Source organism: Cryobacterium sp. M23, from assembly GCF_002929655.1.
Classification (GTDB): domain Bacteria; phylum Actinomycetota; class Actinomycetes; order Actinomycetales; family Microbacteriaceae; genus Cryobacterium; species Cryobacterium sandaracinum.
The window spans coordinates 14,260-39,837 of sequence record NZ_PJJV01000062.1 but is presented as its reverse complement, the minus strand read 5'-3'; the positions used below and the strand labels follow the sequence as shown (position 1 = coordinate 39,837).

The 25,578-nt window shown below is 68.6% G+C and carries 23 protein-coding genes; 20 read left to right on the top strand and 3 right to left on the bottom strand.

Annotated features, from left to right (window positions below):
- Positions 1–40 precede the first annotated feature (40 nt).
- From miaB to dapF, 3 genes are read left to right on the top strand one after another with little or no spacing between them, the layout of a single operon-like run.
- Positions 41–1,774: a tRNA (N6-isopentenyl adenosine(37)-C2)-methylthiotransferase MiaB gene (gene miaB / locus CXY82_RS05990; RefSeq protein ID WP_104170107.1), complete on the top strand. Its 1,734-nt coding sequence runs from the start codon at positions 41–43 to the stop codon at positions 1,772–1,774.
- A 4-nt stretch (positions 1,775–1,778) separates the two neighbouring features.
- Positions 1,779–2,768: a tRNA (adenosine(37)-N6)-dimethylallyltransferase MiaA gene (gene miaA, locus CXY82_RS05985; protein ID WP_233194198.1), complete on the top strand. Its 990-nt coding sequence runs from the start codon at positions 1,779–1,781 to the stop codon at positions 2,766–2,768.
- Between the two features lie 10 nt (positions 2,769–2,778).
- The gene (gene dapF, locus CXY82_RS05980) at positions 2,779–3,660 is read left to right on the top strand and encodes a diaminopimelate epimerase (RefSeq protein WP_104170106.1); all 882 of its coding nucleotides are present in this window, start codon (positions 2,779–2,781) and stop codon (positions 3,658–3,660) included.
- A gap of 33 nt (positions 3,661–3,693) precedes the next feature.
- On the opposite strand, the gene CXY82_RS05975 is transcribed toward dapF, so the two are convergent.
- Positions 3,694–4,305, bottom strand: a complete 612-nt coding sequence (locus CXY82_RS05975) for a class I SAM-dependent methyltransferase (RefSeq protein WP_104170105.1) — start codon at positions 4,303–4,305, stop codon at positions 3,694–3,696.
- Between the two features lie 41 nt (positions 4,306–4,346).
- Here CXY82_RS05975 and hflX point away from each other — a divergent pair, with 41 nt between their 5' ends.
- From hflX to metE, 3 genes are all read left to right on the top strand, one after another.
- On the top strand, positions 4,347–5,885 hold the full coding sequence (gene hflX / locus CXY82_RS05970; protein ID WP_104170104.1) for a GTPase HflX: 1,539 nt from the start codon (positions 4,347–4,349) through the stop codon (positions 5,883–5,885).
- A gap of 295 nt (positions 5,886–6,180) precedes the next feature.
- Positions 6,181–7,176, top strand: a complete 996-nt coding sequence (locus CXY82_RS05965; protein ID WP_104170103.1) for a methylenetetrahydrofolate reductase — start codon at positions 6,181–6,183, stop codon at positions 7,174–7,176.
- Positions 7,173–9,515, top strand: coding sequence for a 5-methyltetrahydropteroyltriglutamate--homocysteine S-methyltransferase (gene metE, locus CXY82_RS05960; RefSeq protein WP_104170102.1), 2,343 nt, complete (start codon positions 7,173–7,175; stop codon positions 9,513–9,515). Before CXY82_RS05965 ends, metE begins: the two co-directional genes overlap by 4 nt.
- Positions 9,516–9,724: 209 nt before the next feature.
- On the opposite strand, the gene lexA is transcribed toward metE, so the two are convergent.
- Positions 9,725–10,429, bottom strand: coding sequence for a transcriptional repressor LexA (gene lexA, locus CXY82_RS05955; RefSeq protein ID WP_104101199.1), 705 nt, complete (start codon positions 10,427–10,429; stop codon positions 9,725–9,727).
- Positions 10,430–10,712: 283 nt separating this feature from the next.
- Between lexA and CXY82_RS05950 the strand changes: the two genes are divergently transcribed.
- The 8 genes from CXY82_RS05950 (at position 10,713) to CXY82_RS05915 (ending at position 20,809) form a co-directional block, all read left to right on the top strand.
- A complete protein-coding gene (locus CXY82_RS05950) occupies positions 10,713–11,069 on the top strand; it encodes a LysM peptidoglycan-binding domain-containing protein (RefSeq protein WP_104170101.1) in 357 nt (118 codons plus the stop codon).
- A 49-nt stretch (positions 11,070–11,118) separates the two neighbouring features.
- Entirely contained in the window at positions 11,119–12,198 is a 1,080-nt protein-coding gene (locus tag CXY82_RS05945) for a histidinol-phosphate transaminase (RefSeq protein WP_369828400.1), read from the top strand.
- 26 nt (positions 12,199–12,224) lie between these two features.
- Positions 12,225–12,848: an imidazoleglycerol-phosphate dehydratase HisB gene (hisB, locus tag CXY82_RS05940; protein WP_104101207.1), complete on the top strand. Its 624-nt coding sequence runs from the start codon at positions 12,225–12,227 to the stop codon at positions 12,846–12,848.
- Positions 12,845–13,477 (top strand): imidazole glycerol phosphate synthase subunit HisH, encoded by a 633-nt coding sequence (gene hisH / locus CXY82_RS05935; protein ID WP_104170099.1) that lies wholly within the window; start codon positions 12,845–12,847, stop codon positions 13,475–13,477. Before hisB ends, hisH begins: the two co-directional genes overlap by 4 nt.
- 57 nt (positions 13,478–13,534) lie before the next feature.
- Positions 13,535–14,281 (top strand): bifunctional 1-(5-phosphoribosyl)-5-((5-phosphoribosylamino)methylideneamino)imidazole-4-carboxamide isomerase/phosphoribosylanthranilate isomerase PriA, encoded by a 747-nt coding sequence (priA, locus tag CXY82_RS05930; protein ID WP_104170098.1) that lies wholly within the window; start codon positions 13,535–13,537, stop codon positions 14,279–14,281.
- Positions 14,265–15,065, top strand: coding sequence for an SseB family protein (locus CXY82_RS05925; protein WP_104170097.1), 801 nt, complete (start codon positions 14,265–14,267; stop codon positions 15,063–15,065). Before priA ends, CXY82_RS05925 begins: the two co-directional genes overlap by 17 nt.
- A gap of 238 nt (positions 15,066–15,303) precedes the next feature.
- On the top strand, positions 15,304–20,037 hold the full coding sequence (locus CXY82_RS05920; protein ID WP_104170096.1) for an ATP-dependent helicase: 4,734 nt from the start codon (positions 15,304–15,306) through the stop codon (positions 20,035–20,037).
- Positions 20,030–20,809: a DNA-formamidopyrimidine glycosylase family protein gene (locus CXY82_RS05915; protein ID WP_104101222.1), complete on the top strand. Its 780-nt coding sequence runs from the start codon at positions 20,030–20,032 to the stop codon at positions 20,807–20,809. The genes CXY82_RS05920 and CXY82_RS05915 overlap by 8 nt, the downstream gene beginning before the upstream one ends.
- Positions 20,810–20,944: 135 nt before the next feature.
- Here the strand turns inward: CXY82_RS05915 and CXY82_RS05910 are convergent, their stop codons facing one another.
- Entirely contained in the window at positions 20,945–21,292 is a 348-nt protein-coding gene (locus CXY82_RS05910) for a DUF1844 domain-containing protein (protein WP_104101224.1), read from the bottom strand.
- A 286-nt stretch (positions 21,293–21,578) separates the two neighbouring features.
- Here CXY82_RS05910 and infC point away from each other — a divergent pair, with 286 nt between their 5' ends.
- The 6 genes from infC (at position 21,579) to CXY82_RS05880 (ending at position 25,522) form a co-directional block, all read left to right on the top strand.
- Positions 21,579–22,205, top strand: coding sequence for a translation initiation factor IF-3 (infC, locus tag CXY82_RS05905; protein WP_104101226.1), 627 nt, complete (start codon positions 21,579–21,581; stop codon positions 22,203–22,205).
- Positions 22,198–22,392, top strand: coding sequence for a 50S ribosomal protein L35 (rpmI, locus tag CXY82_RS05900; RefSeq protein ID WP_104101228.1), 195 nt, complete (start codon positions 22,198–22,200; stop codon positions 22,390–22,392). The genes infC and rpmI overlap by 8 nt, the downstream gene beginning before the upstream one ends.
- Before the next feature lie 27 nt (positions 22,393–22,419).
- The gene (gene rplT / locus CXY82_RS05895; protein WP_104101231.1) at positions 22,420–22,806 is read left to right on the top strand and encodes a 50S ribosomal protein L20; all 387 of its coding nucleotides are present in this window, start codon (positions 22,420–22,422) and stop codon (positions 22,804–22,806) included.
- A gap of 152 nt (positions 22,807–22,958) precedes the next feature.
- Positions 22,959–23,759 (top strand): RNA methyltransferase, encoded by an 801-nt coding sequence (locus CXY82_RS05890; protein WP_104170095.1) that lies wholly within the window; start codon positions 22,959–22,961, stop codon positions 23,757–23,759.
- Positions 23,760–23,826: 67 nt separating this feature from the next.
- The gene (locus CXY82_RS05885) at positions 23,827–24,615 is read left to right on the top strand and encodes an amino acid ABC transporter ATP-binding protein (protein ID WP_104101236.1); all 789 of its coding nucleotides are present in this window, start codon (positions 23,827–23,829) and stop codon (positions 24,613–24,615) included.
- Positions 24,616–24,652: 37 nt separating this feature from the next.
- Positions 24,653–25,522: a glutamate ABC transporter substrate-binding protein gene (locus tag CXY82_RS05880; RefSeq protein ID WP_104170094.1), complete on the top strand. Its 870-nt coding sequence runs from the start codon at positions 24,653–24,655 to the stop codon at positions 25,520–25,522.
- The last annotated feature ends 56 nt before the right edge of the window (positions 25,523–25,578 follow it).

The following is a 25,578-nucleotide window of genomic DNA, read 5'->3' as shown; positions in this document are numbered from 1 at the left end:
GCCCGGTTTCGGAGGTGCCACGCGTAAGCTGGTACCCACTATGACCAGCAGCACCGCTACGCCCCCATTCTCCAGCGCCGAGACGCTGGACCCGCAGCAGTCGGCCCTGCGCACCTCGGCCCTGCGCACCTCGGCCCTGCGCACCTCGGCCCTGCGCACCTCGGCCCTGAGCGCGCCGACTCTGATTGCTCCAAGCCAGGCGGCGCACGATGCTGAGGGCCGGGCCCGCACCTACGAGGTGCGCACCTTCGGCTGTCAGATGAACGTGCATGACTCCGAACGGCTCAGCGGGTCGCTCGAAGCGGCCGGCTACGTGTCGGCCGGCGGGGAGGAAGCCGACATCGTCGTGCTCAACACCTGTGCCGTACGCGAGAACGCCGACAACAAGCTCTACGGCAACCTGGGGCAGCTGGCCTCGGTCAAGCGCCGCCACGACGGCATGCAGATCGCCGTCGGCGGCTGCCTGGCCCAGAAAGACAAGGACGTCATCCTCAAGAAGGCACCCTGGGTCGACGTCGTCTTCGGGACGCACAACATGGGGTCGCTGCCGAGCATGCTCGAGCGTGCACGGCACAACGGCGAGGCCCAGCTCGAAATCCTCGACTCCCTCGAGACCTTCCCCTCGACCCTGCCCACGAAGCGCGATTCGAGCTACAGCGGCTGGGTCTCCATCTCCGTCGGCTGCAACAACACCTGCACGTTCTGCATCGTGCCCGCGCTGCGCGGTAAGGAGAAGGACCGCCGTCCCGGCGAGATCCTCGCCGAAATCCAGGCCCTCGTCGACGACGGGGCAATCGAGGTCACCCTGCTCGGCCAAAACGTCAACTCCTACGGGGTTGAGTTCGGCGACCGTCTCGCCTTCGGCAAGCTGCTGCGCGCGGCCGGCAAGATCGAGGGGCTGGAACGCATCCGTTTCACCAGCCCGCACCCGGCTGCCTTTACCGACGACGTGATCGACGCCATGGCCGAGACGCCGTCGGTCATGCCGCAGTTGCACATGCCGTTGCAGTCCGGCTCGGACCGTATCCTCAAGGCCATGCGCCGCTCCTACCGGTCGGCGCGGTTCCTCGGCATCCTCGACCGCGTGCGCGCGCGGATGCCGCACGCGGCCATCAGCACGGACGTCATCGTCGGCTTCCCCGGCGAGACCGAGGAGGACTTCCAGGAGACCCTGCGGGTCGTGGAGCTGGCCCGGTTCGCCACCGCCTTCACCTTCCAGTACTCCATCCGGCCCGGGACCCCCGCCGCGACGCTGCCCGACCAGGTCCCCAAGGAGATCGTGCAGGATCGTTACGAGCGCCTCGCCGCCCTGCAAGAGCGGATTTCCTGGGAGGAGAACCAGGCTGTGGTCGGTCGAGAGGTCGAACTGCTCGTCGCCAACGGCGAGGGCCGCAAGGACGCCGACACCCGTCGACTCAGCGGCCGCGCCCTTGACAGCCGGCTCGTGCACTTCGACGTGCCGGAAGGCTCGGAACTGCCCCGTCCGGGCGACCTCGTGACCGTCACGGTCACCCAGGCGGCCCCCTTCCACCTGATCGCTGACTCCGTCGACGGGGCTCCGCTGCGCATCCGGCGCACCATCGCCGGCGACGCCTGGGACCGCCTCGAAGCCGAGTCCTGCGGCGTGCCCGGTCACGGCGGAGCAGTCGGCGGGTCTGGCTCGGTCTCCCTCGGCCTGCCGACCCTGCGCCTACCCGACCGGGCCGTGGGCTCGCCCGCGGTGACCAGTTACAGCACCACGCCGATCTACGACGTCACCGACGGGGAGCGCTAGGCAGGTGCCCGGCCCGAACCCGGTGACCGGCGCCGACCCGACGCTGATCGTTGTCGTCGGACCCACCGGCACCGGCAAGTCCGACCTCTCGCTCGACCTCGCCGAACGTCTGGCCGAGGCCGGTCGGGGGGCGGAGATCGTCAACGCCGACGCCATGCAGCTGTACCGCGGCATGGACATCGGCACCGCCAAGCTCACCGTGCTGGAGCGCCGCGGCATCCCGCACCACCTGCTCGACGTGCTGTCGGTCACCGACGAGGCCACCGTCGCCCGCTACCAGACGGAGGCTCGCGCCGCGATCACCGACATCGTGGCGCGCGGCAACGTGCCCATCCTGGTCGGCGGCTCCGGGCTCTACGTGTCCGCCGTGGTCTACGACTTCCAGTTTCCCGGCACGGATGCCGTGCTGCGCGCCCGACTCGAAGCCGACCTGATCGAGCAGGGGCCTGGCGCCCTGTACACCCGGTTGAAGGCCGTGGACCCGGTCGCCGCCGCCCGCATCGGCGCCGGCAACGGTCGGCGCCTCGTGCGCGCCCTCGAGGTCGTTGAGCTGACCGGGGGGCCGCACACCGCCGCCCTGCCCGACGAGCCGGTCTACTGGATGCCCGCGGTCACAGTGGGCCTCCGCGCCCAGCGCGCGGAGCTCACCCCCCGCCTCGACGCCCGGGTGGAGGGCATGTGGGCCCGCGGGCTCGTCGAGGAGGTGCGCGGGCTGATCCCGAGCGGAATCGAGACCGGTGTCACGGCCAGCCGGGCCATCGGCTACGCCCAGGCCCTTGGGCAGCTGACGGGCAGCCTCCGCCGGGCGGAGGCCATCCAGGAGACGCAGCAGTTCACCCGCCGTTACGCGAGACGGCAGGTGAGCTGGTTCAAGCGTTCCCCGCACACCCACTGGATCGACTTTGACGCGCCGGATCGGGTTGACCGGGCGCTGACCCGCCTGGCCGACCCGGAGCAGCCGGCCGAGCACTGGGCGGCCGACCCGGCCTCCTAAACTGGACGGCATGGGTATTGATCTGAACTTCACCAAGGGCCACGGCACCGGGAACGACTTCGTGCTTTTCTCTGATCCCGACGGGCAGATCGACCTCACCCCGAGCCAGATCCGGGCCATCTGCGACCGCCGATTCGGCATCGGTTCCGACGGTATCATCCGCGCGGTGCGCTCCACGAGCCTGGCCGCCGGTGCGATCGCCCTCGCCGAGGACGACGCGGCCGAATGGTTCATGGACTACTGGAACGCCGACGGCACGGTGTCCGAGATGTGCGGCAACGGCATCCGCGTCTACACCCGCTTCCTGGTGGAGCAGGGCCTGACCACGCTCGACCGCGGCGACACGCTCTGCATCGGCACCCGCGGGGGAGTGCGCGACGTGCAGCGCGGCGCAACCGGCTACCAGGTCGACCTCGGCCGGTGGCGCCTCGACGGTATCGAACCGCTCGTTCGGGCGAAGGACCTGCCCGTGGCCCGCCCCGGTCTCGGTATCAACGTGGGCAACCCGCACGTGGTCGTGGCCCTGGCCGACGACGACGAGCTCGCAGGCGTCGACCTCACCTTCGTGCCGCAGCTCGACCCTGACCCGGCGGCCGGGGCGAACATCGAGTTCGTGCTTCCGGGCGATCCGCTCGTCGTGAACGGTGTCGGCCGCATCCGGATGCGCGTGCACGAGCGCGGCAGCGGCGAAACACTCTCCTGCGGTACGGGGGCGGCCGCGGCGGCCCTCGCCACCCGGCACTGGGCCGGCGCGGGTGCCCCGAACCAGTGGCAGGTCGAGGTCACCGGCGGCACGCTCGGCGTGCGCATGTTCCCGACCGAGGACGGCGAGCACGTCTCACTGTCGGGTCCGGCGGAACTCGTGTTCGACGGGGTCTTCCGCCTCGGCTGAGTATTAGCTCGGGGCGATGGGCCGCGACGCGGTCTAGTCCTGGCGTTTCACCCGCAGGACCCGGAAGCCCTTACTGATGGAGTGCCGTGAGGTGCTGAATTCGGCGGGCAGGTCGCCGTCGAGCCAGCGCTGCAGGGAGTCGGAGCCGAGGTTGCGCTGCACGACGAGCCAGGCATCCGAACCCGGCTCCAGGCGCGGCAGCCAGGTACGCAGCATGGTGTGCAGTTCGGTTTTGCCGACCCGGATCGGGGGATTCGACCAGATGGTGCGGAACGTCACGTGGGCGGGCATCTGATCGGGCAGCACCGCGGTGATGTTGGTGAGGCCGAGCTTCTCCGCGTTCAGCCGCACCAGGTCGAGCGCCCGCTCGTTAACGTCGACGGCCCAGATCGTGGCGCGGGGTGAGGCGAGGGCCAAGTGCAGGCTGATCGGACCCCAGCCGCAGCCCAGGTCGAGGAAATCGCCGCCGGGCGGCGGGGTCGGCGCGTTGTTCAAGAGCACCTGGGTGCCGGTGTCGATGTGCTCCGGGCTGAAGACCGAATTGGCTGTGGTCAGCTCGCGTTCTTGGCCTCCCAATCGAACGGTCACCTGGCGGAGTTTCAGGGTGCTGTCGGGTGCCGGGGTGAAGTAGTGGTCGGAAGGCATAGAGGGAACTTACCGTGCATCGAGGAAGTATTGTTAAAGGAATGACTGAGTCACATCTGCCCGACGACACCGACGACGTGGTCGCCCGCGTTCTTGCCAGCGCTGATAGCAAGGCTGCCGGCTATTCGCTGTTCCGCAGCGGCTCCGCGCAGGCTCTGCAGGCCGAATCCGGCCCGTCGCACGACGACGAGGGTCACGACGGCGTGCAGCAGGACCGCGAGGACCGCAACGCGCTGCGCCGCGTGCCCAGCCTCTCCACCGAACTCGAGGACGTCACCGAGGTCGAGTACCGCCAGCTCCGGCTGGAGAACGTCGTTCTGATCGGCCTGTACACGCACGGGACCGTCGCGGACGCCGAGAACTCCATGCGCGAACTCGCCGCGCTGGCCGAGACCGCCGGCGCCACCGTTCTCGACGGCCTCATGCAGCGCCGGGCGAAGCCCGACGCCAGCACCTACCTCGGCAAGGGCAAGGCCGAAGAGGTGGCCGGCATCGTCAAGGCGATGGGCGCCGACACCGTCATCGCCGACACCGAGCTGGCGCCCAGCCAGCGGCGCGCCCTCGAGGACGTCGTCAAGGTGAAGGTCATCGACCGCACCGCCGTGATCCTCGACATCTTCAGTCAGCACGCCAAGAGCCGCGAGGGCAAGGCCCAGGTCGAACTCGCCCAACTCGAATACCTGCTTCCCCGCCTGCGCGGCTGGGGCGACTCGATGTCCCGCCAGGCCGGAGGCCAGGTGGGCGGCGCCGGTGCAGGCATGGGTTCGCGCGGCCCCGGCGAGACCAAGATCGAGCTGGACCGCCGGCGCATCCACACCCGGATGTCCCGCCTCCGCAAGCAGATCCTCGAGATGAAACCTGCTCGTGAGGCCAAGCGGGCCAACCGCAAGCGCAACGCCGTGCCATCCGTCGCCATCGTCGGTTACACCAACGCCGGCAAGTCGAGCCTGCTCAACCGCATCACCCGGGCCGGCGTACTCGTTGAGAACTCCCTGTTCGCCACCCTGGACGCCACGGTGCGCAAGTCGACGACGGCCGACGGGCTGCTCTACACGCTGACGGACACCGTCGGGTTCGTGCGGAACCTGCCCCACCAGCTGGTGGAGGCGTTCCGGTCCACCCTCGAGGAGGTCGCCGACGCCAACGTCATCGTGCACGTCGTCGACGGCTCGCACCCTGACCCGGCGAGCCAGCTTGCCACAGTGCGCGAGGTCATCGCCGAGGTCGGCGCCCGGGAGATCCCGGAGGTCGTCGTCTTCAACAAGAGCGACCTGATCAGCGATGATGACGGGCTCGTGCTGCGCGGACTCTGGCCGAAGGGCATTTTCGTCTCGGCCCGCACCGGCGAGGGCATCCAGGAACTGCTCGCGACCATCTCGGACCTGCTGCCGCGGCCGTCGATCAGGCTCGAGTTGCTCATCCCCTACGAGCGGGGAGACCTGATCGCGGTGCTGCACGATCAGGGCACGGTGCTGTCCACCGAGTACGCCGAGACCGGCACCCGGGTTACTGCTCTGGTGACTGATGAGATCCGGGCGCTGTTCGAGCCGTTCGCCGTGCCGCCGGCCGTCACCGGCTGACCGCCGCCGGCTTCGCTCCGCGTACCTTGGCAGGCGTTCGCCTGCCGATGTCCGCACTCCTCCGGCCTGCCTGAGCCGCTCCGGCGCCAGCTGATGACATATTCGGTCACAGACCTGCTGGGCACCGGGCGTGCTTGTTAGAGTCTTCTCAATCGTTGCCGCCGGTCTCCTGACCGGCGGCATGGAGCGACAGCCGAGCCCGGCACCCGCCCGCGAACGTCCGCCTGGCTTGCCGGGCGGTCCGCGGCCGCCCGGCCCCCGGTGACTGACACTGGCAACTGTCGAATGAGGAGCAATGCCCCACACCTCGGATCCTGCGTGCCGGAAAATCCCGTTCTCATTCGAGTTGTATCCGCCCACCTCGGATGCCGCCACCTCCGTGCTGCACGCCACTATCGAGCGGCTGGCCGCGGCCGGCCCGGAATTCATCTCGGTCACCTACGGTGCGAACGGCTCCTCCCGGCGCTCCTCCCTGGACGTGCTCACCCACATCCTGCGCACCACCACCGTGGACCCGCTGGCCCACCTCACCTGCGTGGGCTCGTCCAACGCGGAAGCGAGCCAGCTGATCCGGGAGTTTCTGGACGCCGGGGTGCGGAGCTTCCTGGCCCTGCGTGGCGACCCGCCGGAAGGCATTCGGGAGGGTGAGGCCTTCCTCGGCGACCTGGGCAGCGCCGCGGAACTGGTGCAGCTGATCCACCGGGTGCAGGCCGAGCGGGTGCCGTACCGCGAGGCCGTGATCCCTGGACTCCCTGCCGCCCGCACGATCAAGCGGGAACGGGAGAAGGTACGCATCGCCGTGGCCGCCTTCCCGAACGGCCACCCGCGCTCCCGGTCGGCCACCCAGGACATCGACGCGCTCCTGGCCAAGCAGGCCGCCGGCGCCAACCTGGCGATCACGCAACTCTTCTTTCACGCCGACCACTACCTCAGCTTCATCCTGCGAGCCCGTGCCGCCGGGGTCGAATTCCCGATCCTGCCCGGGATCATGCCGGTCACGAGCCCGGCCCGCCTGCGCCGCATCCTCGAGTTGTCCGGTGAGGAACTGCCGTCCGAGCTGGCGATCGCGCTCGAGGTGGAGCCGACGAAGGAAGGCCAGCGTGAGATCGGCATCCGTCAGGCCACCGAACTGGCCCGGGAACTCATCGCCGGCGGTGCCCCCGGGCTGCACCTCTACGCCTTCAACCAGCACGAGACCGTGCTCGCCGTGCTCGACGGCTGCGGTCTGCTCACCCCCACCCTGCCTGCTTCCGCACAGCCTGCCCCTCACCCCGTCAAGGAGAACCGATGACCCACTCTTCCGCCTTTTCCGCCTTTCCCGCCGGCACCATCCTGGGCTACCCGCGCATCGGGCCGCGCCGCCAACTGAAGAAGGCCGTCGAAGCGTTCTGGACCGGATCGGTCAGCGCCGACGAGCTCGAGGCGACCGCGGCCGCCCTGCGTCAGAGCACCAGGGAGCGCCTCGTGCTGCTGGGACTCGGCCGGGACGACTCGTCCATCCCGGAATCGTTCTCCTACTACGACCAGATGTTGGATGCCCTGTGCACGGTGGGCGCCGTCCCCGCCCGGTTCGCGCATCTGCGGGGCGCGGACGGCCACCTCGACCTGGCCGGCTACTTCACCCTCGCCCGCGGCGAAGGGGAGAATCCGCCGTTGGAGATGACCAAATGGTTCGACACCAACTACCACTACCTGGTGCCGGAAATCGGCCCCGAGACCGAGTTTACCCTCGCCGGCACCCGCCTGGTGCGCGAGTTCGAGGAGGCGAAGGCGGCCGGATTCCTGACCCGGCCCGTCATCGTCGGCCCGGTCACCTTCCTGCTGCTGAGCAAGCCCAGCGACGAGGCCCCGGCCGGATTCAGTCCGCTTGACCGCCTCGACGACCTTGTGCCGGTCTACGCCGCCCTCCTGCAGCGGCTGCGCGCCGCCGGAGCCGAATGGGTGCAGCTCGACGAGCCTGCCCTGGTCAGCGAGAGCATCGACACCCCGAGAACGGATGCCCTCGCCGGCCTCCGCTTCGCCTACAACACCCTCGGCGCCCTCGCCGAGCGTCCCGCCCTGTTCGTCGCCGCGCCGTACGGCAGCCTCGACGACGCCCTACCCGTTCTTGCCATCACCCCGGTGGAAGCCATTGGGCTTGACCTCGTGCGGGGAAGCGTGCCGGCGGAGACCCCCGGACTGGACACGACCACTCTCGTGGCCGGCATCATTGACGGCCACAATATCTGGCGCGGCGACCTGGCCGCCGCCTTCGACACGGCGGCCGGCCTGGTCCGCCTCTCGCCGCGGATCTCGGTTTCCACCTCAACCTCGCTGCTGCACGTTCCCCACGACGTCGACGATGAATCGGCGCTGGACGACGACCTGAAGAGCTGGCTGGCCTTTGCGGATCAGAAGGTCGCGCAGGTTGCCACACTCGCCCGCGGCCTCAGTCTGGGTCGCCGTGCCATCGAGACCGACCTCTCTGCGGCCTCCGCGGCCCTCGACGCGCGGGGGGTGGCTCCCGGAGTCCACGATGGCGCCGTTCGGGTGCGCGCCGACGCGCTCGCTCCGGGCGACTTCACCCGGGGCGCCTACGCAGACCGAGTGGCAGCCCAGGAGATGGCCCTCGGGCTGCCGTTCCTGCCGACGACCACGATCGGATCCTTCCCGCAGACCGGGGACATCCGTCGGGCCAGGGCGCAGCTGGTACGGGGGGTGCTGAGCACCGAGGAATACCGGGACCTGATGCGCGCCGAAATCCGTCGGGTCGTCGCGTTGCAGGAAGACATCGGCCTCGACGTGATCGTGCACGGGGAGCCGGAACGCAACGACATGGTGCAGTACTTCGCCGAGAACCTGGACGGCTTCGCGGTCACCGAGAACGGCTGGGTGCAGTCCTACGGCAGCCGGTGCGTGCGCCCGTCGATCCTCTGGGGTGACGTGTCCCGACCGCGGCCCATCACGGTCGAGTGGTCGGCGTTCACGCAGGGGCTGACGCCCAAGCCCGTCAAGGGGATGCTCACCGGTCCGGTCACGATCCTCGCGTGGTCGTTCGTGCGCGACGACCAGCCGCTGGGCGAGACGGCCAGGCAGGTGGCCCTGGCCCTCCGGGACGAGATCGCCGACCTGGAGACGGCCGGCATCCAGATCGTCCAGGTCGACGAGCCCGCGCTGCGGGAGCTGCTGCCGTTGAAGCAGAAGGACCAGGCGGAATACCTCGACTGGTCGGTGGGGTCCTTCCGCCTGGCGACGGCCGGTGCGGCCGTGGCCACCCAGATCCACACCCACCTCTGCTACTCGGAGTTCGGGGTGGTCATCGACGCGATCCGCAACCTGGACGCCGATGTGACCAGCATCGAGGCGGCACGCTCTCGCATGGAGGTGGTGGGCGATATCCGGTCCCAGGGCTTCGACCACGGTATCGGCCCGGGAGTGTGGGACATCCACTCGCCGCGTGTGCCGAGCGTATCCGAACTCACCGACCTGCTCGAGCGCGCCGCGGCAGCCATCCCGGCCACCCGGCTCTGGGTGAACCCCGACTGCGGCCTCAAAACCCGCGGCTACGCCGAAACCGTCCAGTCCCTGCACAACATGCTCGCCGCCACCCGCATCCTCCGCGCCCGCCTGACCTCCTCCGTCTCCGCCTGACCCCGCCTCCACCCACACAAAAGCCGGGCACGACACCAAAAACAGTGTTCGTGCCCGGCCCACACGACCCGGATCACAAGACCCGACCGAAATAACCATGGTGACTCAACGCACGCGCGTCTCCACGACGCTGGTCGAAACCGTCGAGACCAAGAGTCGGACTGAAGTGCTGAAGTGCTGAAGTGCTGATGTGCTGTAGTGCTGATGCCCTAAACCGACCGCAGCACTGCCACAACCTTCCCCAGAATCTCGGCGTGATCGCCGACGATGGGTTCGAAGTTGGTGTTGCGGGGCAGTAGCCAGGTGTGCCCGTCGCGCTGGCGGAAGACCTTGACGGTTGCCTCGTTGTCGAGCATGGCTGCAACGATTTCACCGTTTTCGGCGGTCTTCTGCTGCCGCACGACGACCCAGTCGCCGTCCATTATCGCGGCGTCGATCATCGATTCGCCCGACACCTTGAGCATGAACAGGTCGCCCTTGCCCACCAGCTGGCGGGGTAGCGGGAAGATCTCGTCGATCTGCTGTTCGGCGGTGATCGGGATGCCGGCGGCGATTCGACCGACAAGCGGAACCATGGCGGCGTCGCCGACCTGCACTCCGGTGTGGAAACTCTCCGAGGCTCCGGCCGTCGTGTCTTCGGGCGACTGCGGAATCTCGATGAGCACCTCCAGTGCTCGGGGACGGTTCGGGTCTCGGCGGAGGTAACCGCTCAGTTCCAGCTGGTTGAGCTGGTGGGTGACGCTCGACAGTGACGACAGGCCGACGGCGTCGCCGATCTCGCGCATGCTCGGCGGATAGCCGCGTTGGCTGACCGAGCGCTGGATGACGTCGAGGATGGCGAGCTGCTTCTCGCTGAGGCTCTTGCGCCGTCTGGTGCCGCCCTTGTCGCGGGGACCGCTGGTGTTCTGTGCCACGTTCGTCGCTCCTCGTTTTGATTGATGCGCTGGCGGCAAACAGCGAATGCCGCCGATTCACGCGAATGTCGGGGGTGCCTGATTGAGTGTCAATCAACAATCGAAACTGTATCCGCGTTGAGCCCATTAAACAAACATGTATTCGAGTGGGTCGGAGTAAATATTTCAGAAACTACCGAATAAAGCTTGATTGTTCGAATAATCGAATATACATTCGGAACATAAGTTCGCATCCGGCTCTCCCGGCCGAGAGTCGGATGCGTCTTCTCACAGGAGGTATGACATGAGCACTGCACTTGAACGAGGCGCCCCCATCGCGACCGGACGCACCCGGCTCCGACTCACCCGGCGCGGTCGCGTCGTTTTCACGTCCCTGGCTGCCTTTCCGCTCGTAGCCGTGGCCCTGGTCGTCACCCTCAACGGAGGCATCGCCGCCGCCGAGAACTCGACCGTCGCTCGCGTGGCCACGGCCTTCGACCACGTCACTATCAAGTCGGGGCAGTCGCTCTGGCAACTTGCCGAGACAATCGCGCCCACGTCCGATCCGCGCGAGGTGATCGCCGAGATTGTGAGCCTCAACCAGCTGCCGTCCGACAGCGTGCAGCCCGGTCAGCGGCTGGCGCTTCCGAACGACCTGTGAACTACCCGCGGCGAGCCCCCGCCGGTTTCACCCCGGTAACATGGGGGGAGTGACCAGTCTCAACGATCTTCCCCTTCGCGATAATCTGCGCGGACTCACTCCCTATGGGGCGCCGCAGTTGCACGTGCCGGTGGCTCTCAACGTGAACGAGAACACCCACGGCATCCCGGCTGAGGTGGCGCAGGACATCGTGGCGGCGTTGGCTCTGGCGGTCACGACCGTGAACCGATACCCCGATCGGGAGTTCACCGAGCTGCGGGATTCCCTCGCCCGTTATCTTGGTCACGGCCTCACCCGAAAGAACATTTGGGCCGCCAACGGTTCCAACGAGGTTCTTCAGCAGGTGCTGCAGGCTTTCGGCGGCCCGGGTCGGTCCGTGCTCGGCTTCGCGCCGACCTACTCCATGTACCCTCTGCTCGCCTCCGGCACCGGCACCCGCTGGATCGCGGGTGGTCGTGACGCAAAGTTCGAACTCTCCCCGGCCACGGCGCTCGAGTGGGTCGACCGGGTTGCCCCTGACGTCGTCTTCCTCTGCTCGCCGAACAACCCCACCGGCACGCCCCTGTCCCTGGAAACGATCGAGGCCGTCTACGATGCGAGCGACGGCATCGTCGTCGTCGACGAGGCGTACGCCGAGTTCGGGACGGATGACGCGCCAACCGCCCTGAGCCTGCTTCCCGGCCGGGAGCGCCTGCTGGTGTCCCGCACCATGAGCAAGGCGTTCGCCTTCGCCGGTGTGCGCGTCGGCTATCTGGCCGCCGATCCCGCTGTGACGGATGCCCTCCGCCTGGTTCGTCTGCCCTACCACCTGTCCGCGCTCACGCAGGCTGCCGCGGTCGCCGCGCTCGTCCACACGCCCGCGATGCTTGCCATGGTCGACGACATCCGCGGGCAGCGGGACCGCATCGTGAGCGAACTGGCCCGGCTTGGCTACACTCCGCTGCGCAGTGCGAGCAACTTCGTGCTGTTCGGCGGCGTTGAGGACCCTCGGGCCACCTTCGAGGCGCTGCTGGCGGAAGGCATCCTTGTGCGCGACGTCGGCATCCCGGGCCACCTGCGGGTCAGCGCCGGCACCGAGGCCGAGACCACGGCGTTCCTCGACGCCCTCGAGGCGCTTGGGCGGTCGTGAACGGCTCGGGCCAATAAACTAGCCGTATGAGCTTCTCTTTCGCGACCACCTCGCCCCGTTTCGCCCACCTGCAGCGCGAGACCAGCGAGTCGAGCATCGACCTGTCGCTCAATCTCGACGGCACCGGTGAGTCGGACATCCAGACGTCGGTCCCGTTCTTCGATCACCTGCTCACGGCCTTCGCGAAACACTCGTTGACCGACCTCACCGTGCGCGCCCGCGGCGATATCGAGATCGATGTGCACCACACGGTCGAGGACGTCGGCATCCTGCTCGGCCAGGCGATCAAGCAGGCTCTCGGGGACAAATCCGGCATCTCCCGCTACGGTGACGCCGTCGTGCCGCTCGACGAGGCCCTCGTACAGGCCGTCGTCGACATTTCCGGGCGCCCCTACCTCGTGCACCAGGGCGAGCCGGCCGGTTTCGAGTTCCACCTGATCGGCGGCCACTTCACCGGCTCCATGGTGCGCCACGTGTTTGAGGCTATCGCCTTCAACGGCGGCCTCACGGTGCACGTCACCGTGCAGGGCGGCCGCGACCCGCACCACATCGCCGAAGCCGAATTCAAGGCGTTCGCCCGCGCGTTCCGCCAGGCGAAGGCGCTCGACCCGCTGGTGTCCGGCGTCCCCTCGACCAAGGGTGCGCTGTGACCAGCGTCGTTGTCCTCGACTACGGCACCGGAAACGTGCACTCCGCCGTCAAGGCACTCGAACTCGCCGGGGCCGAGGTGACGCTGACCAGCGACCGCCGTCAGGCGCTTGAGGCCGACGGGCTCGTCGTGCCCGGCGTGGGCGCGTTCAGCGCCGTCATGCAGGCCCTGAAGGCGGTGCACGGCGACGAGATCATCGACCGCCGGATCGCGGGCGGACGCCCGGTGCTGGGCATCTGCGTGGGCATGCAGATCATGTTCGAGCACGGCGTCGAACGCGGCGTGGACACGGAGGGGCTGGGCGAATGGCCCGGCACCGTGACGCAGCTGACGGCGCCGGTGCTGCCGCACATGGGCTGGGACACGGTCACGCCGGGGGAGGGCTCGACGCTGTTCCATGGCCTCGAGCAGGAGCGCTTCTACTTCGTGCACTCCTACGCCGCCCAGGAATGGTCCCTCGACGTCATGCCGCCGTTCCCGAAACCGATTCTCACCTGGTCCGAGCACGGACAACCTTTCCTGGCCGCCATCGAGAACGGACCGCTTACCGCCACCCAGTTCCACCCGGAGAAATCCGGTGAGGCAGGCATCCGTCTGCTCCATAACTGGCTCGGCACAGTCAAGAACTGACTTTGACTTTTCCCTGACTGACCTGGTCGCCGCGACCATTCCCAACCGAGGACACCCATGACTGTGAATACCCCTTCCCTCCGTCTTGTTCTGCTGCCCGCCGTGGATGTGGCCGACGGCAAGGCCGTTCGCTTGACCCAGGGCGAAGCCGGCACCGAGACCAACTATGGCGACCCCGTCGACGCGGCACTTGACTGGGCCCGCCAGGGCGCCGAGTGGATCCACCTCGTCGACCTCGACGCGGCCTTCGGTCGCGGCAACAACACGGATGTCATCCGCACTGTGATCCGCGAGGTCACGGGCGTGAAGATCGAGCTCTCCGGCGGGATCCGCGACGACGCGTCGCTGGACGCGGCCCTGAACGCGGGCGTCAGCCGGATCAACCTGGGCACCGCGGCACTGGAGAACCCGGAGTGGGCGGCGCAGGTCATCGCCCGGCACGGTGACGCCGTCGCCGTCGGGCTCGACGTGCGCGGAACCACCCTCGCCGCCCGCGGCTGGACCAGGGAGGGAGGGGACCTCTGGGAGGTGCTCGCCCGTCTCGAGGAGGCTGGCTGCAAGCGCTACGTCGTCACCGATGTGACCAAGGACGGCACGTTGCAAGGCCCCAACATCGACCTGCTCCGCCAGATGATGGAGCGCACTGACCGACCGGTCGTCGCCTCCGGCGGCATCTCCAGCCTCGACGACCTCCGCGCATTGCGCGAACTTGTACCGCTCGGACTCGAGGGCGCGATCGTCGGAAAAGCCCTCTACGCGGGGGCGTTCACCCTGGGCGAGGCGCTGGATGTCGCGGGCGCGTAACCTCGGCTCCACCGGCCTTCCCGGCGGACCCGGAGGGGGCGACTCCGCCGGGCAACCGTGGGAGGGACGACAGTTTGAGCCCAACATGCACAGCGACGACGACGGGCTCGCGCCCGAGCCGCTGCTGGCGGCCGTGCGCCGCTTCCAGGCTCGGGAGGCCGGCGAAGAGACGGTGGTCGACGCCATCCGTGGCTCACGGCTGCTCGTTCCCCTGGTGACCGAACTCGGCCAATCGGGGCCTACCGAAGTTGGCCTCCGCGTCGACAAGACCCAGGAACTGTCGATCATCACCGTGGCCGGGCCTGACGGCCGCACGGTGCTTCCCGTGTTCTCCTCGGTCGCGGCGATGACGGCGTGGAACACGCAGGCCCGGCCGGTCCCGGCCGACGGCGTGCGCGTCGCGCTGGCCGCGGCTCAGGAGAACACCGATCTGGTCGTGCTCGATCCGACCGCGCCCACCGAGTTCGTGGTGCGGCGCCCGGCCCTGTGGGCCATCGCCCAGTCCCTGCCCTGGACCCCCAGCTATGCCAGTCGCGACGTCGCGGATGCCTTTGCCGACTCCGTGGCCACCGAACTGAGTGTGCTCGGGGTTGAGCTGGCCCCCGGCGACCCGGCCGCCCGCCTCGCCGGACCGGAACTAATTGTGCGTCTCGAGCTCGTGGACGGCCTGACCCGCATCGAGCTCGACGCGACCCTCGCCCGGCTCGCGGCTCGCTGGTCATCGAGCGACGTCATCGCCACCCAGGTGGACTCCCTCACCGTGCAGCTGCTGCCCTCCGCCTAGGCGGCCTCTATCATCGTCGGCGGTTCCGGGCCCCGGGCCCCGGGCCCCGGGTTCCGGGCTCCGGGCCCCGGGCTCCGCGCTCCGCGTTCCGCCCCCGCCCCCGCCCCCGCCACGGACGAATTCGACGGAGATTGTGGCAAAATCGGTCCTGGATGTCCGGGAAAGCCCGTTTTAGCTCAGAATCTCCGTCGAATTGGTTCGAGTGGCCCGGCTCAGGCGGATCGACGAGGATAGTCGTATGAACGAGGTTCTGCACCGATTCACCCCGGCCACCCGCGCCTGGTTCGCGCAGGCCTTCGCCGCACCCACCGAGGCCCAGCTCGGGGCGTGGGACGCCATCTCTCGGGGCTCGCACGCGCTGGTGGTGGCCCCCACCGGGTCAGGTAAGACCCTCGCCGCGTTCCTCTGGGCCATCGACCGCCTGGCCGCGGATACTGCAGAGGCCGCAGATGTCTCGGAAGCCTCGGCGCGTCCTGACCGGGTCACCGCGCCGGGAACCCGCGTGCTCTACATCTCGCCGCTCAAGGCGCTCGGCGTCGACGTGGAACGCAATCTGCGGGCCCCGCTGGTGGGCATCGTCCAGGCTGCCGAGCGCCTCGGGTTCGCCCCGCCCCGGGTGACCGTCGGCGTGCGGTCGGGGGATACCCCGGCCACGGAACGCCGAAGCCTGGTCAAAACGCCGCCGGACATCCTGATCACCACGCCAGAATCGCTGTTCCTCATGCTCACCTCGGCGGCGCGGGAATCGTTGCGCGCCGTGGACACGGTCATCATCGACGAGGTGCACGCGGTCGCGGCGAGCAAGCGCGGCGCGCACCTGGCCGTCTCACTGGAACGGCTCGACGACCTGCTCGCCCGCCCGGCCCAGCGCATCGGACTGTCGGCTACCGTGCGACCGGCCGCCGAGGTCGCCCGGTTCCTCGGAGGGTCCGCACCGGTGGAGATCGTCGCACCGGTGTCGACCAAACGATTCGACCTCAGCGTGGTCGTTCCCGTCGACGACATGAGCCAGGTCGGCACGGTACCGGTGCGGGAGGGTTCGACGGCCGCCGCCGCCCCACAGACCGGGTCCATCTGGCCGCATGTGGAAGAGGCAATCGTCGACGAGGTGCTGGCGCACACCTCCTCGATCGTGTTCGCCAACTCCCGCCGTCTGGCCGAACGGCTGACCGCGCGCTTCAACGAGATCTACGCCCAACGCCTCGAGGACGAGCTCGTGCCCGCCGCGATGCCGGCCGTGATGACCGAGCGGATGCCTGCCCTCGTGCCCGTCCGCACTGCGGCACCCGGCCCGCCGGCCGCGCTCATGGGCGCCAGCGGCCAGAGCGCCGGGGCCGAGCCGCTGCTTGCCCGCGCCCACCACGGCTCCGTCAGCAAGGAGCAGCGCGCACTGATCGAAGACGACCTGAAAGCCGGGCGGCTGCGCTGCGTGGTGGCGACGTCCAGCCTCGAACTCGGCATCGACATGGGCGCCGTCGACCTGGTCGTGCAGGTGGAGTCGCCGCCGTCCGTGGCCAGCGGGCTGCAGCGAATCGGCCGGGCCGGGCACCAGGTGGGCGAGGTCTCCCGGGGCGTGATCTTCCCCAAACACCGGGCCGATCTCATCCATGCGGCCGTCGCCGCCGAGCGCATGGCCGCCGGCCTGATCGAATCCCTGCAGGTGCCGTCCAACCCACTCGACATCCTCGCCCAGCAGACCGTGGCGGCGACCGCCCTCGAACCCATCCACGCGGAGGAGTGGTTCGACACCGTGCGCCGCAGCGCCCCCTTCCACACCCTCCCGCGGTCGGCCTACGAGGCCACCCTCGACCTGCTTGCCGGCCGGTATCCCTCCGACCAGTTCGCCGAGCTGCGCCCCCGCATCGTCTGGGACCGGGAGACGGGCATCCTCACCGGGCGCCCGGGCGCGCAACGGCTCGCGGTGACCAGCGGCGGCACGATCCCCGACCGCGGCCTGTTCGGCGTCTTCATGGTCGGCGGCGACCAGGCCACCGGCCGCCGGGTGGGGGAGCTCGACGAGGAGATGGTCTACGAGTCCCGGGTCGGCGACGTCTTCGCCCTCGGTACGACGAGCTGGCGTATCCAGGAGATCACCCACGACCGGGTGCTCGTGCTGCCCGCCTTCGGTGAACCGGGGCGGCTGCCGTTCTGGAAGGGCGACGGCCTCGGCCGGCCTGCCGAGCTCGGTGAGGCGATCGGCGCGTTCCTGCGCGAGGTCTCGGCGCTCCCCGACGCGGAGGCCCGGGTGCGCTGCCGGGCCGGCGGCCTCGACGAGCGGGCCGTTGACAACCTCCTGGCCTTCCTCGCCGAGCAGCGCGCCGCGACCGGTCAGGTCCCGACCGATCGCACCCTCCTCGTCGAGCGGTTCCGAGACGAGCTCGGCGACTGGCGGGTGGTGCTGCACTCCCCGTTCGGCCTGCAGGTGCACGCGCCCTGGGCCCTCGCCGTGGGCGCCCGGGTGCGGGAGCGCTACGGGCTCGACGGGGCCTGCGTGGCCAGTGACGACGGCATCGTCGTGCGCATCCCCGACACCGAGTCCGACCCACCCGGAAGCTCCCTCTTCGTCTTCGACCCGACCGAGCTCGAACAGATGGTCACCGACGAAGTCGGCGGGTCGGCCCTGTTCGCCGCCCGGTTCCGCGAGTGCGCCGCGCGGGCACTGCTGCTCCCGCGCTACAACCCGGGCCGGCGGTCGCCGCTCTGGCAGCAGCGCCAGAAGGCCGCGCAGCTGCTCGACGTGGCCCGCACCTTCCCGACCTTCCCGATCATCCTCGAAACCGTGCGCGAGTGCCTGCAGGACGTCTACGACCTGCCCGCCCTCTTGGCCCTCACCCGCCGCATCGACAGTCGCGCCCTGCGCCTGGTCGAGACCCAGACGGATGCCGCGAGCCCGTTCGCGAGCACCCTCCTCTTCGGCTACGTGGCCGCGTTCATGTACGAGGGAGATTCCCCGCTCGCCGAGCGGCGCGCCACCGCCCTCTCGCTCGATTCCAGCTTGCTGGCCGAGTTGCTCGGTCGGGTGGAGCTGCGCGAGCTGCTCGACCCGGCCGTGATCGAGCAGACCGACCTGGAACTGCAGCGGCTGCCGGCCGACCGGAAGGCGCGCGGAGTCGAGGGCATCGCCGACCTGCTCCGCGGCCTCGGACCGCTCACCACCGCGGAGGTGGCCGCCCGCCTCGACCCCGCCGTGTCACCGGGCGCCGCCGAGGGCCTGCAGGTGCTTTTCGACGCCCGGCGCATCATCCCGGTCGGTTTCGCCGGGCAGCAGTGGTGGGCGGCCATCGAAGACGCCGCCCGGCTTCGCGACGCCCTCGGCGTCCCCCTGCCGCAGGGGGTCCCGGCCGTGTTCACCGAGCCGGTGCCGGACCCGCTCGGCGACCTGGTCAGCCGGTACGCCCGCACCCACGGCCCGTTCACTCTCACCGACGTGGCCGCGCGCTTCGGGCTCGGTCCGGCCGTGGCGCTCGTCGCCCTCCGGCGGCTGGCCGGGGCCCGCCGCCTCCTCGAGGGCGAGTTCCGGCCGCACGGCACCGGCAGCGAGTGGTGCGACGCCGAGGTGCTGAGGCGCCTCCGCCGCCGCTCCCTGGCCGCGCTCCGGCACGAGGTCGAGCCGGTCGACCAGGTCACAATGGGCCGGTTCCTGCCGGCCTGGCAGCATGTGGGCGGGCGCCTGCGCGGGATCGACGGGGTCGCATCCGTGATCGAACAGTTGGAGGGGGCGCGCATCCCGGCATCCGCCTGGGAGACGCTTGTGCTGCCTTCCCGCGTCGCAGACTACCGGCCGGGCATGCTCGACGAGCTCACCAATACGGGCGAGGTGCTCTGGGCCGGCGCCGGCACGCTGGCCGGCAACGACGGCTGGATCAGCCTGCACCTGCGCGACACGGCGCCGCTCACCCTGCCGCTGCCCACCCCGCTGGAGACCACTGCGCTCCAGCAGGAGATTCTGACCACCCTGGCCGGCGGCGGGGCCTTCTTCTTCCGTCAACTCGCGGATGCCGTCGGCAGCCAGGACGACGCCGGCCTCGCCGCCGCCCTCTGGGACCTGGTCTGGGCGGGACTGGTGGGCAACGACACCTTCGCCCCCGTACGCGCCCTGCTCTCCGGCGGGCGCGCGGCGCACAGCACCCGCCGGGCCGCCCCGCGAGCCCGGCTGCACGGCGGCCGCATCCCCGCGCGTAGCACCCTCCCGTCCCGCACCGGGCCACCTACCGTATCCGGGCGCTGGTCGATCGTTCCGGTCGCCGATGACTCGCCCACCCGTCGGGCGCACGCCCTCGGCGAGACCCTGCTCGAACGCTACGGCGTCGTCACCCGGGGCGCGGTGATGGGGGAGGGCGTGACGGGCGGCTTCGCCCTCGTCTACCGCACCCTCAGCGGCTTCGAGGAGATGGGGCGGTGCCGGCGCGGCTACTTCATCGAGGGTCTCGGGGCCGCCCAGTTCGCCACGGTCGGCACGATCGACCGGCTGCGCTCCTACGTCGCCGAGGCACAGCATCCGGAACCGGTGGCGATCACCCTCGCCGCCACCGACCCGGCGAACCCCTACGGCTCGGTGCTGCCCTGGCCTCCGCTGCCCGAGGGCACCGGGCACCGCCCCGGACGGAAGGCCGGCGCGCTGGTCGTGCTCGTCGACGGGGCCTTGGTGCTCTACGTCGAACGCGGCGGCAAGACCGTGCTCGCGTTCGACGGAGCGGCCGGGAACGGAGTGGCCGGGAACGGAGCGGCTGGGAATGGTGCCGACGGGAACGGTGCCGACGGGAACCGTGAACCCGCCGTCGAAAATGGCGGACCGACTGCGGTCCTGACCCTCGCCGCCGCGACCCTTGCCGGCACGGTCACCGCCGGGCGGGTTCCGAAGCTCGGCGTGGAGACCGTCAACGGCGTGTTCGTGATCGGAACAGCGGTGGGCACCGCCCTGCTCGCGGCCGGATTCGGTGTCACCCCGCGGGGAGTGAAGCTGCATGCCTGAGGGTGACACCGTCTACCGCACCGCGTGGAACCTTGACCAGGCCCTGCACGGAGCCCGGCTCACCCGCTGCGACGTGCGGGTGCCGGCGTTCGCCACCGTCGACCTGACCGGGCAGACCGTGCACGAGGTTCTCAGCCGCGGGAAGCACCTGCTGATGCGCGTGGGGGAGGCCAGCATCCACTCTCACCTGAAAATGGAGGGGTCGTGGCACCTCTACCGTCATGGGAGCGCCTGGCGCCGCCCCGCGTTCCAGGCGCGCATCGTTCTCGAGACGGTGGAGTGGGTGGCTGTGGGCTTCGAACTCGGGCTGCTCGAGGTGGTGCCGCTCAATCAGGAGGCCGCGCTCCTCGACTACCTCGGACCTGACCTCCTCGGCCCCGACTGGGATGCGGCCGAAGCCGTGCGTCGCCTCGAATCACGTCCCGCGCAACCCATCGCGGTGGCGCTCGCCGACCAGGGCAACCTCGCCGGGCTCGGCAACGTTTACGTGAACGAGCTGGGTTTCCTTCGCGGCCTGCTGCCGTCCCGGCCGGTGGCCGAGGTGACGGATGTCCTGGGCCTCGTCGCTCTCGCCCGCCGCCTGATCCTGGCGAACCGTGACCGCACCGAGCGGATCACGACCGGCAATGCCCGGCGCGGCATGCAGAGCTGGGTCTACGGCCGCGCCGGCCAGCCCTGCCGGCGCTGCGGTACCGCGGTCGAGCAGGGCCGGCTCGGCCGCACCGAGCTCGAATTGCGGGTCACCTACTGGTGCCCGCGCTGCCAGACCTGAGCTCGTGGCCCCGTAGCGGCTCTGGCCCGAACCAATTCGACCGCAGAAACCCCCGCCGGAGTCGACGGGGTTTTCCACGGTGCTAGGTCACTTCAGGGAGCCGCACCGCGACCCATCCGAGCCGGCTGTTCGTCCCTAGTTGACCGGCCCGGTAAACTTTTCGCCCGGACCCTGGCCGATCGCGTCGGGGATGGCCGAGGCCTCCCGGAACGCCAGCTGCAGCGATCGCAGACCGTCGCGCAGGCTGCGCGCGTGCATGTCGGCGATGTCGGGGGCCGCGGCGGTGATCAGGCCGGCGAGGGCCGTGATCAGCTTGCGCGCCTCGTCAAGGTCGGTCTGGTTCTCCGGGTCGTCGGCCAGGCCCACCTTGACCGCGGCGGCGCTCATCAGGTGAACGGATGCCGTCGTGATGATCTCCACGGCCGGCACGTCGGCGATATCGCGTGTTGCCTGGGCTGCATCCTGCTCGTTGCTGTTGGTCACTGCATTCCTCTGTTAGACTCGACCGGGCTCCGAGATGCAAGTCTCGGTACGAAAGTGGATAATCTCCCACCCGCGCATACCGCTTCATAAAGGTTACCGGGTAGTTGCACTCCGCCTTCGCGGCGCTGGACTCCAACAGGAATCCGGTCCACGTGGGTAGACAGGGTGTCGTCTGTGATATTCGGGCAGTTTTCTCCGACTATCCAGACGCGTTTTTCCTCTCTTCGTCTCCGGGCGACATCCGTCTCCTGGCTGTAGCCACGATGCATGAGAAGAGGAGAGACGCATCAGCGATCCCCGTACAAATGACCGTATCCGCGTCCCCGAAGTCCGTCTCGTTGGTCCTAACGGCGAGCAGGTAGGGGTCGTGGCCATCGATGTTGCGCTGCGCCTTGCACAGGAGGCCGATCTTGACCTCGTCGAGGTTGCACCGACCTCGAAGCCGCCCGTTGCCAAGATCATGGACTACGGCAAGTTCAAGTACGAGGCTGCGCAGAAGGCCAAGGAGGCCCGGCGCAACCAGGCGAACACGATCCTGAAAGAGGTTCGTTTCCGTCTCAAGATTGATAAGCACGACTACGAGACCAAGCGCAAGCGCGCCGAGGGCTTCCTGAAGGCCGGTGACAAGGTCAAGGCCATGATTCTGTTCCGTGGCCGCGAACAGTCCCGTCCCGACCAGGGCGTACGTCTGCTCCAAAAATTTGCCGAGGATGTCGCCGAGTTTGGTTCCGTGGAATCGAGCCCGACCATTGACGGTCGAAACATGGTCATGGTCGTTGGCCCGCTGAAGAACAAAGCGGAAGCCAAGGCCGAGATCAACGCACACAAGGCTGCCGATCGGGCAGAAAAGGTTGCCGACAAGGCTGACAAAGTTGCTGATAAGGCAGCGAAACTGGAGGAAAAAGATGCCTAAGATGAAGACCCACTCCGGGACGAAGAAACGCTTCAAGGTCACCGGTTCCGGCAAGATCATGAAGCAGCAGGCCGGCCTGCGCCACAACCTCGAGGTCAAGAGCACCCAGCGCAAGTCCCGCCTGAACCACGACCAGGTGCTGGCCAAGGCCGACACCAAGGTCATCAAGAAGCTTCTCGGTCGCTAGACCCGTACCCCGTAAGGAACTAAGAAAATGGCAAGAGTCAAGAGGGCCGTAAACGCCCATAAGAGCCGTCGCGTTATTCTCGAGCGCGCCAAGGGTTACCGCGGTCAGCGCTCGCGTCTGGTCACCAAGGCCAAGGAGCAGCTCACTCACTCCTTTACCTATAGCTACCGTGACCGTCGTGCACGCAAGGGTGACTTCCGTCGCCTATGGATCCAGCGGATCAACGCTGCGTCCCGCGCGAACGGCCTGACCTACAACCGTCTGATCCAGGGTCTCGCCCTGGCCGGCATTCAGGTCGACCGTCGCATCCTGGCCGAGCTGGCCGTCAACGAGCCCGCCACGTTCGCGGCCATCGTCGAGAGCGCCAAGGCAGCACTGCCCGCCGACACGTCGGCACCCCGGGTCGCCGCGTAGCTGTCAGCCGGCACCAGCACTATCACGCACTCTCCACGGGAGCGGGCCCCGCGCCCGCTCCCGTTTTGCGTGCCCGGGGCCGGTTCGCCGGGTCACCGCGTGTGCCCCGAGCGGGAACACAGCCGCCCCGCCCCGGCAAGTAAGCTGGAGGCATGCTAGATAATCCCCGTTCTCCGCGCGTGCGGGCTGTCGCGAAACTGGCGAATCGAGCCGCTCGCTCCGAGGCGGGGCTGTTCCTCCTGGAAGGACCCCAGTCGGTCTCCGAGGCCCTCAACTTCCGGCCCGACCTTGTTGTGGAGCTCTTCGTGACCCCCACCGCCCTCGAGCGGCACCCCGAGATCGCCCAGGTCGCCCAAGAGGTGGGCGCCGAGCTCGAATTCGTCACCGAGCAGGTGCTCGAAACGATGGCCGACACGGTCACGCCGCAGGGTTTCATCGCGGTGTGCCGTCAGTTTCCCACCTCGGTCAAGGACATCTTCGCCAACGAGCCCAAGCTCATCGCCATCCTCGAAGAGGTGCGCGACCCCGGAAACGCCGGCACCATCATCCGTGCCGCGGATGCCGCCGGCGCCGACGCCGTGATCCTCACCGGCCGCAGCGTGGACCTGTACAACCCGAAGGTCGTGCGCTCCTCGACCGGCTCGATCTTCCACCTCCCCGTCGCCGTCAGCGCGACGCTCTCGGACGTGCGCGAACGGGCCCGGTTCGCCGGCCTGCAGATCTTCGCCGCCGACGTCAAGGGCACCGATTTGCTCGCTGCCCGCACCGAGGGGCTTCTGGTCGCTCCGACGGCGTGGCTGTTCGGCAACGAAGCCCGCGGACTGACCGACGAAGATCTCGCCGTGGTCGACCGGTCCATTTCTGTTCCCATCTACGGTCACGCCGAATCGATGAACCTGGCGACGGCCGCCAGTGTTTGCCTGTATGAAAGCGCGTTTGCTCAGCGCAGCTGATTATCACAGCTCGGTAACCACCGGCTTGGTGGTTCTGAGAAACCCTGTTCTAGCCTAGATTTGGGACATGGAGCCTACAGAATCTGCGCCGGCGACGTCCAACATCACGGTGTTGCGCGGTGAGCCTCTCGTCGTGATCAGCGACGTGGACAAGCACTACGGTGACCTTCACGTGCTGAAGAAGATCAACGCCGTGGTCAACCGCGGCGAGGTCGTGGTGGTGATCGGGCCGAGTGGCTCCGGCAAGTCCACCCTCTGCCGGGCCATCAACCGGCTTGAGACCATCGACGCGGGCGTCATCACGATCGACGGCGTCAAGCTGCCGGCCGAGGGCAAGGCGCTGGCCAAGCTGCGCGCGGACGTCGGAATGGTGTTCCAGGCGTTCAACCTCTTTGCCCACAAGACCGTCCTCGAGAACGTCACCCTCGGACCGATCAAGGTGCGCGGCCTGTCGAAGGCCGAGGCCGAGAAAAAGGCCATGGTCCTCCTCGAGCGCGTCGGCGTGGCCAACCAGGCCAAGAAGATGCCCGCCCAGCTCTCCGGTGGACAGCAGCAGCGGGTCGCGATCGCACGGGCCCTCGCCATGGACCCGAAGGTCATCCTGCTCGACGAGCCCACCAGTGCGCTCGACCCCGAGATGATCAACGAGGTGCTCGAGGTCATGATCAACCTGGCCAACGACGGCATGACCATGATCGTCGTCACGCATGAGATGGGCTTCGCCCGCCGCGCCGCCGACCGGGTCATCTTCATGGCCGAGGGCGAGATCGTCGAGGAGACCACGCCCGAACAGTTCTTCACCAACCCCCAGAGCTCGAGAGCGAAGGACTTCCTCTCCAAAATACTTGCCCACTAACCGGTGTGCAGGACGACACAGCAATCAGGAGATACCCATGAGACTCACTAAAGGTCTAATGATTTCGGCCATTGCCCTCGCGAGCGTTCTCACGTTGAGCGGATGTACCGATTCCGCCCAGACGCCCGAGGCCGCACCGGTCGAGGAAACGGTTGAGTTCGAAGCCGGCACCTCCATGGCCGCGTTGAACGAGGCCGGGGCGATCACCATCGGCACCAAGTTCGACCAGCCGCTGTTCGGCCTCAAGGGCCCGGACAACAACCCGGTCGGCTTCGACGTCGAGATCGGCAAGCTCATCGCCGCAAAACTCGGCATCTCCGCCGACAAGATCAAGTGGACCGAGACCGTCTCGGCCAACCGCGAGCCCTTCCTCCAGAACGGCCAGGTTGACCTTGTCGTCGCGACCTACACGATCAACGACACCCGCAAGGAGGTCGTCGACTTCGCCGGACCGTACTACCAGGCCGGCCAGGACCTGCTTGTGCTCGCCGGCAACCCCGACAAGATCACCGGCCCGGAAGACCTCGCCGGCAAGCCCGTCTGCACCGTAAGCGGCTCGACGTCGGAGAAGAACATCGCCGCGTACACCGACAACGTGATCGCGACCGACACCTACTCCAACTGCTTGGGCCCGCTCCGCAGCGGCGAGGTTGTCGCCGTGACCACGGACAACGTTATCCTGGCCGGCCTCGCCGACCAGAACGCCGGTGAGTTCGAGGTTGTCGACAACCCCTTCACCAAGGAGCCCTACGGCATCGGCGTGAAGAAGGACGACACCGAGTTCCGCACCTTCATCAACGATGTGCTCGATGAGGCGTACGAGGATGGCACGTGGGCCGAAGCCTGGGAAGCGACCGCCGGTACCGTGCTCGAGACCCCGACCCCGCCGGCAGTCGACCGGTACTAGTCGCCGAAAGCAGCACCTGCTGATCGGGGCGGCCGCGCCGCACGGGAGGCCGCCTC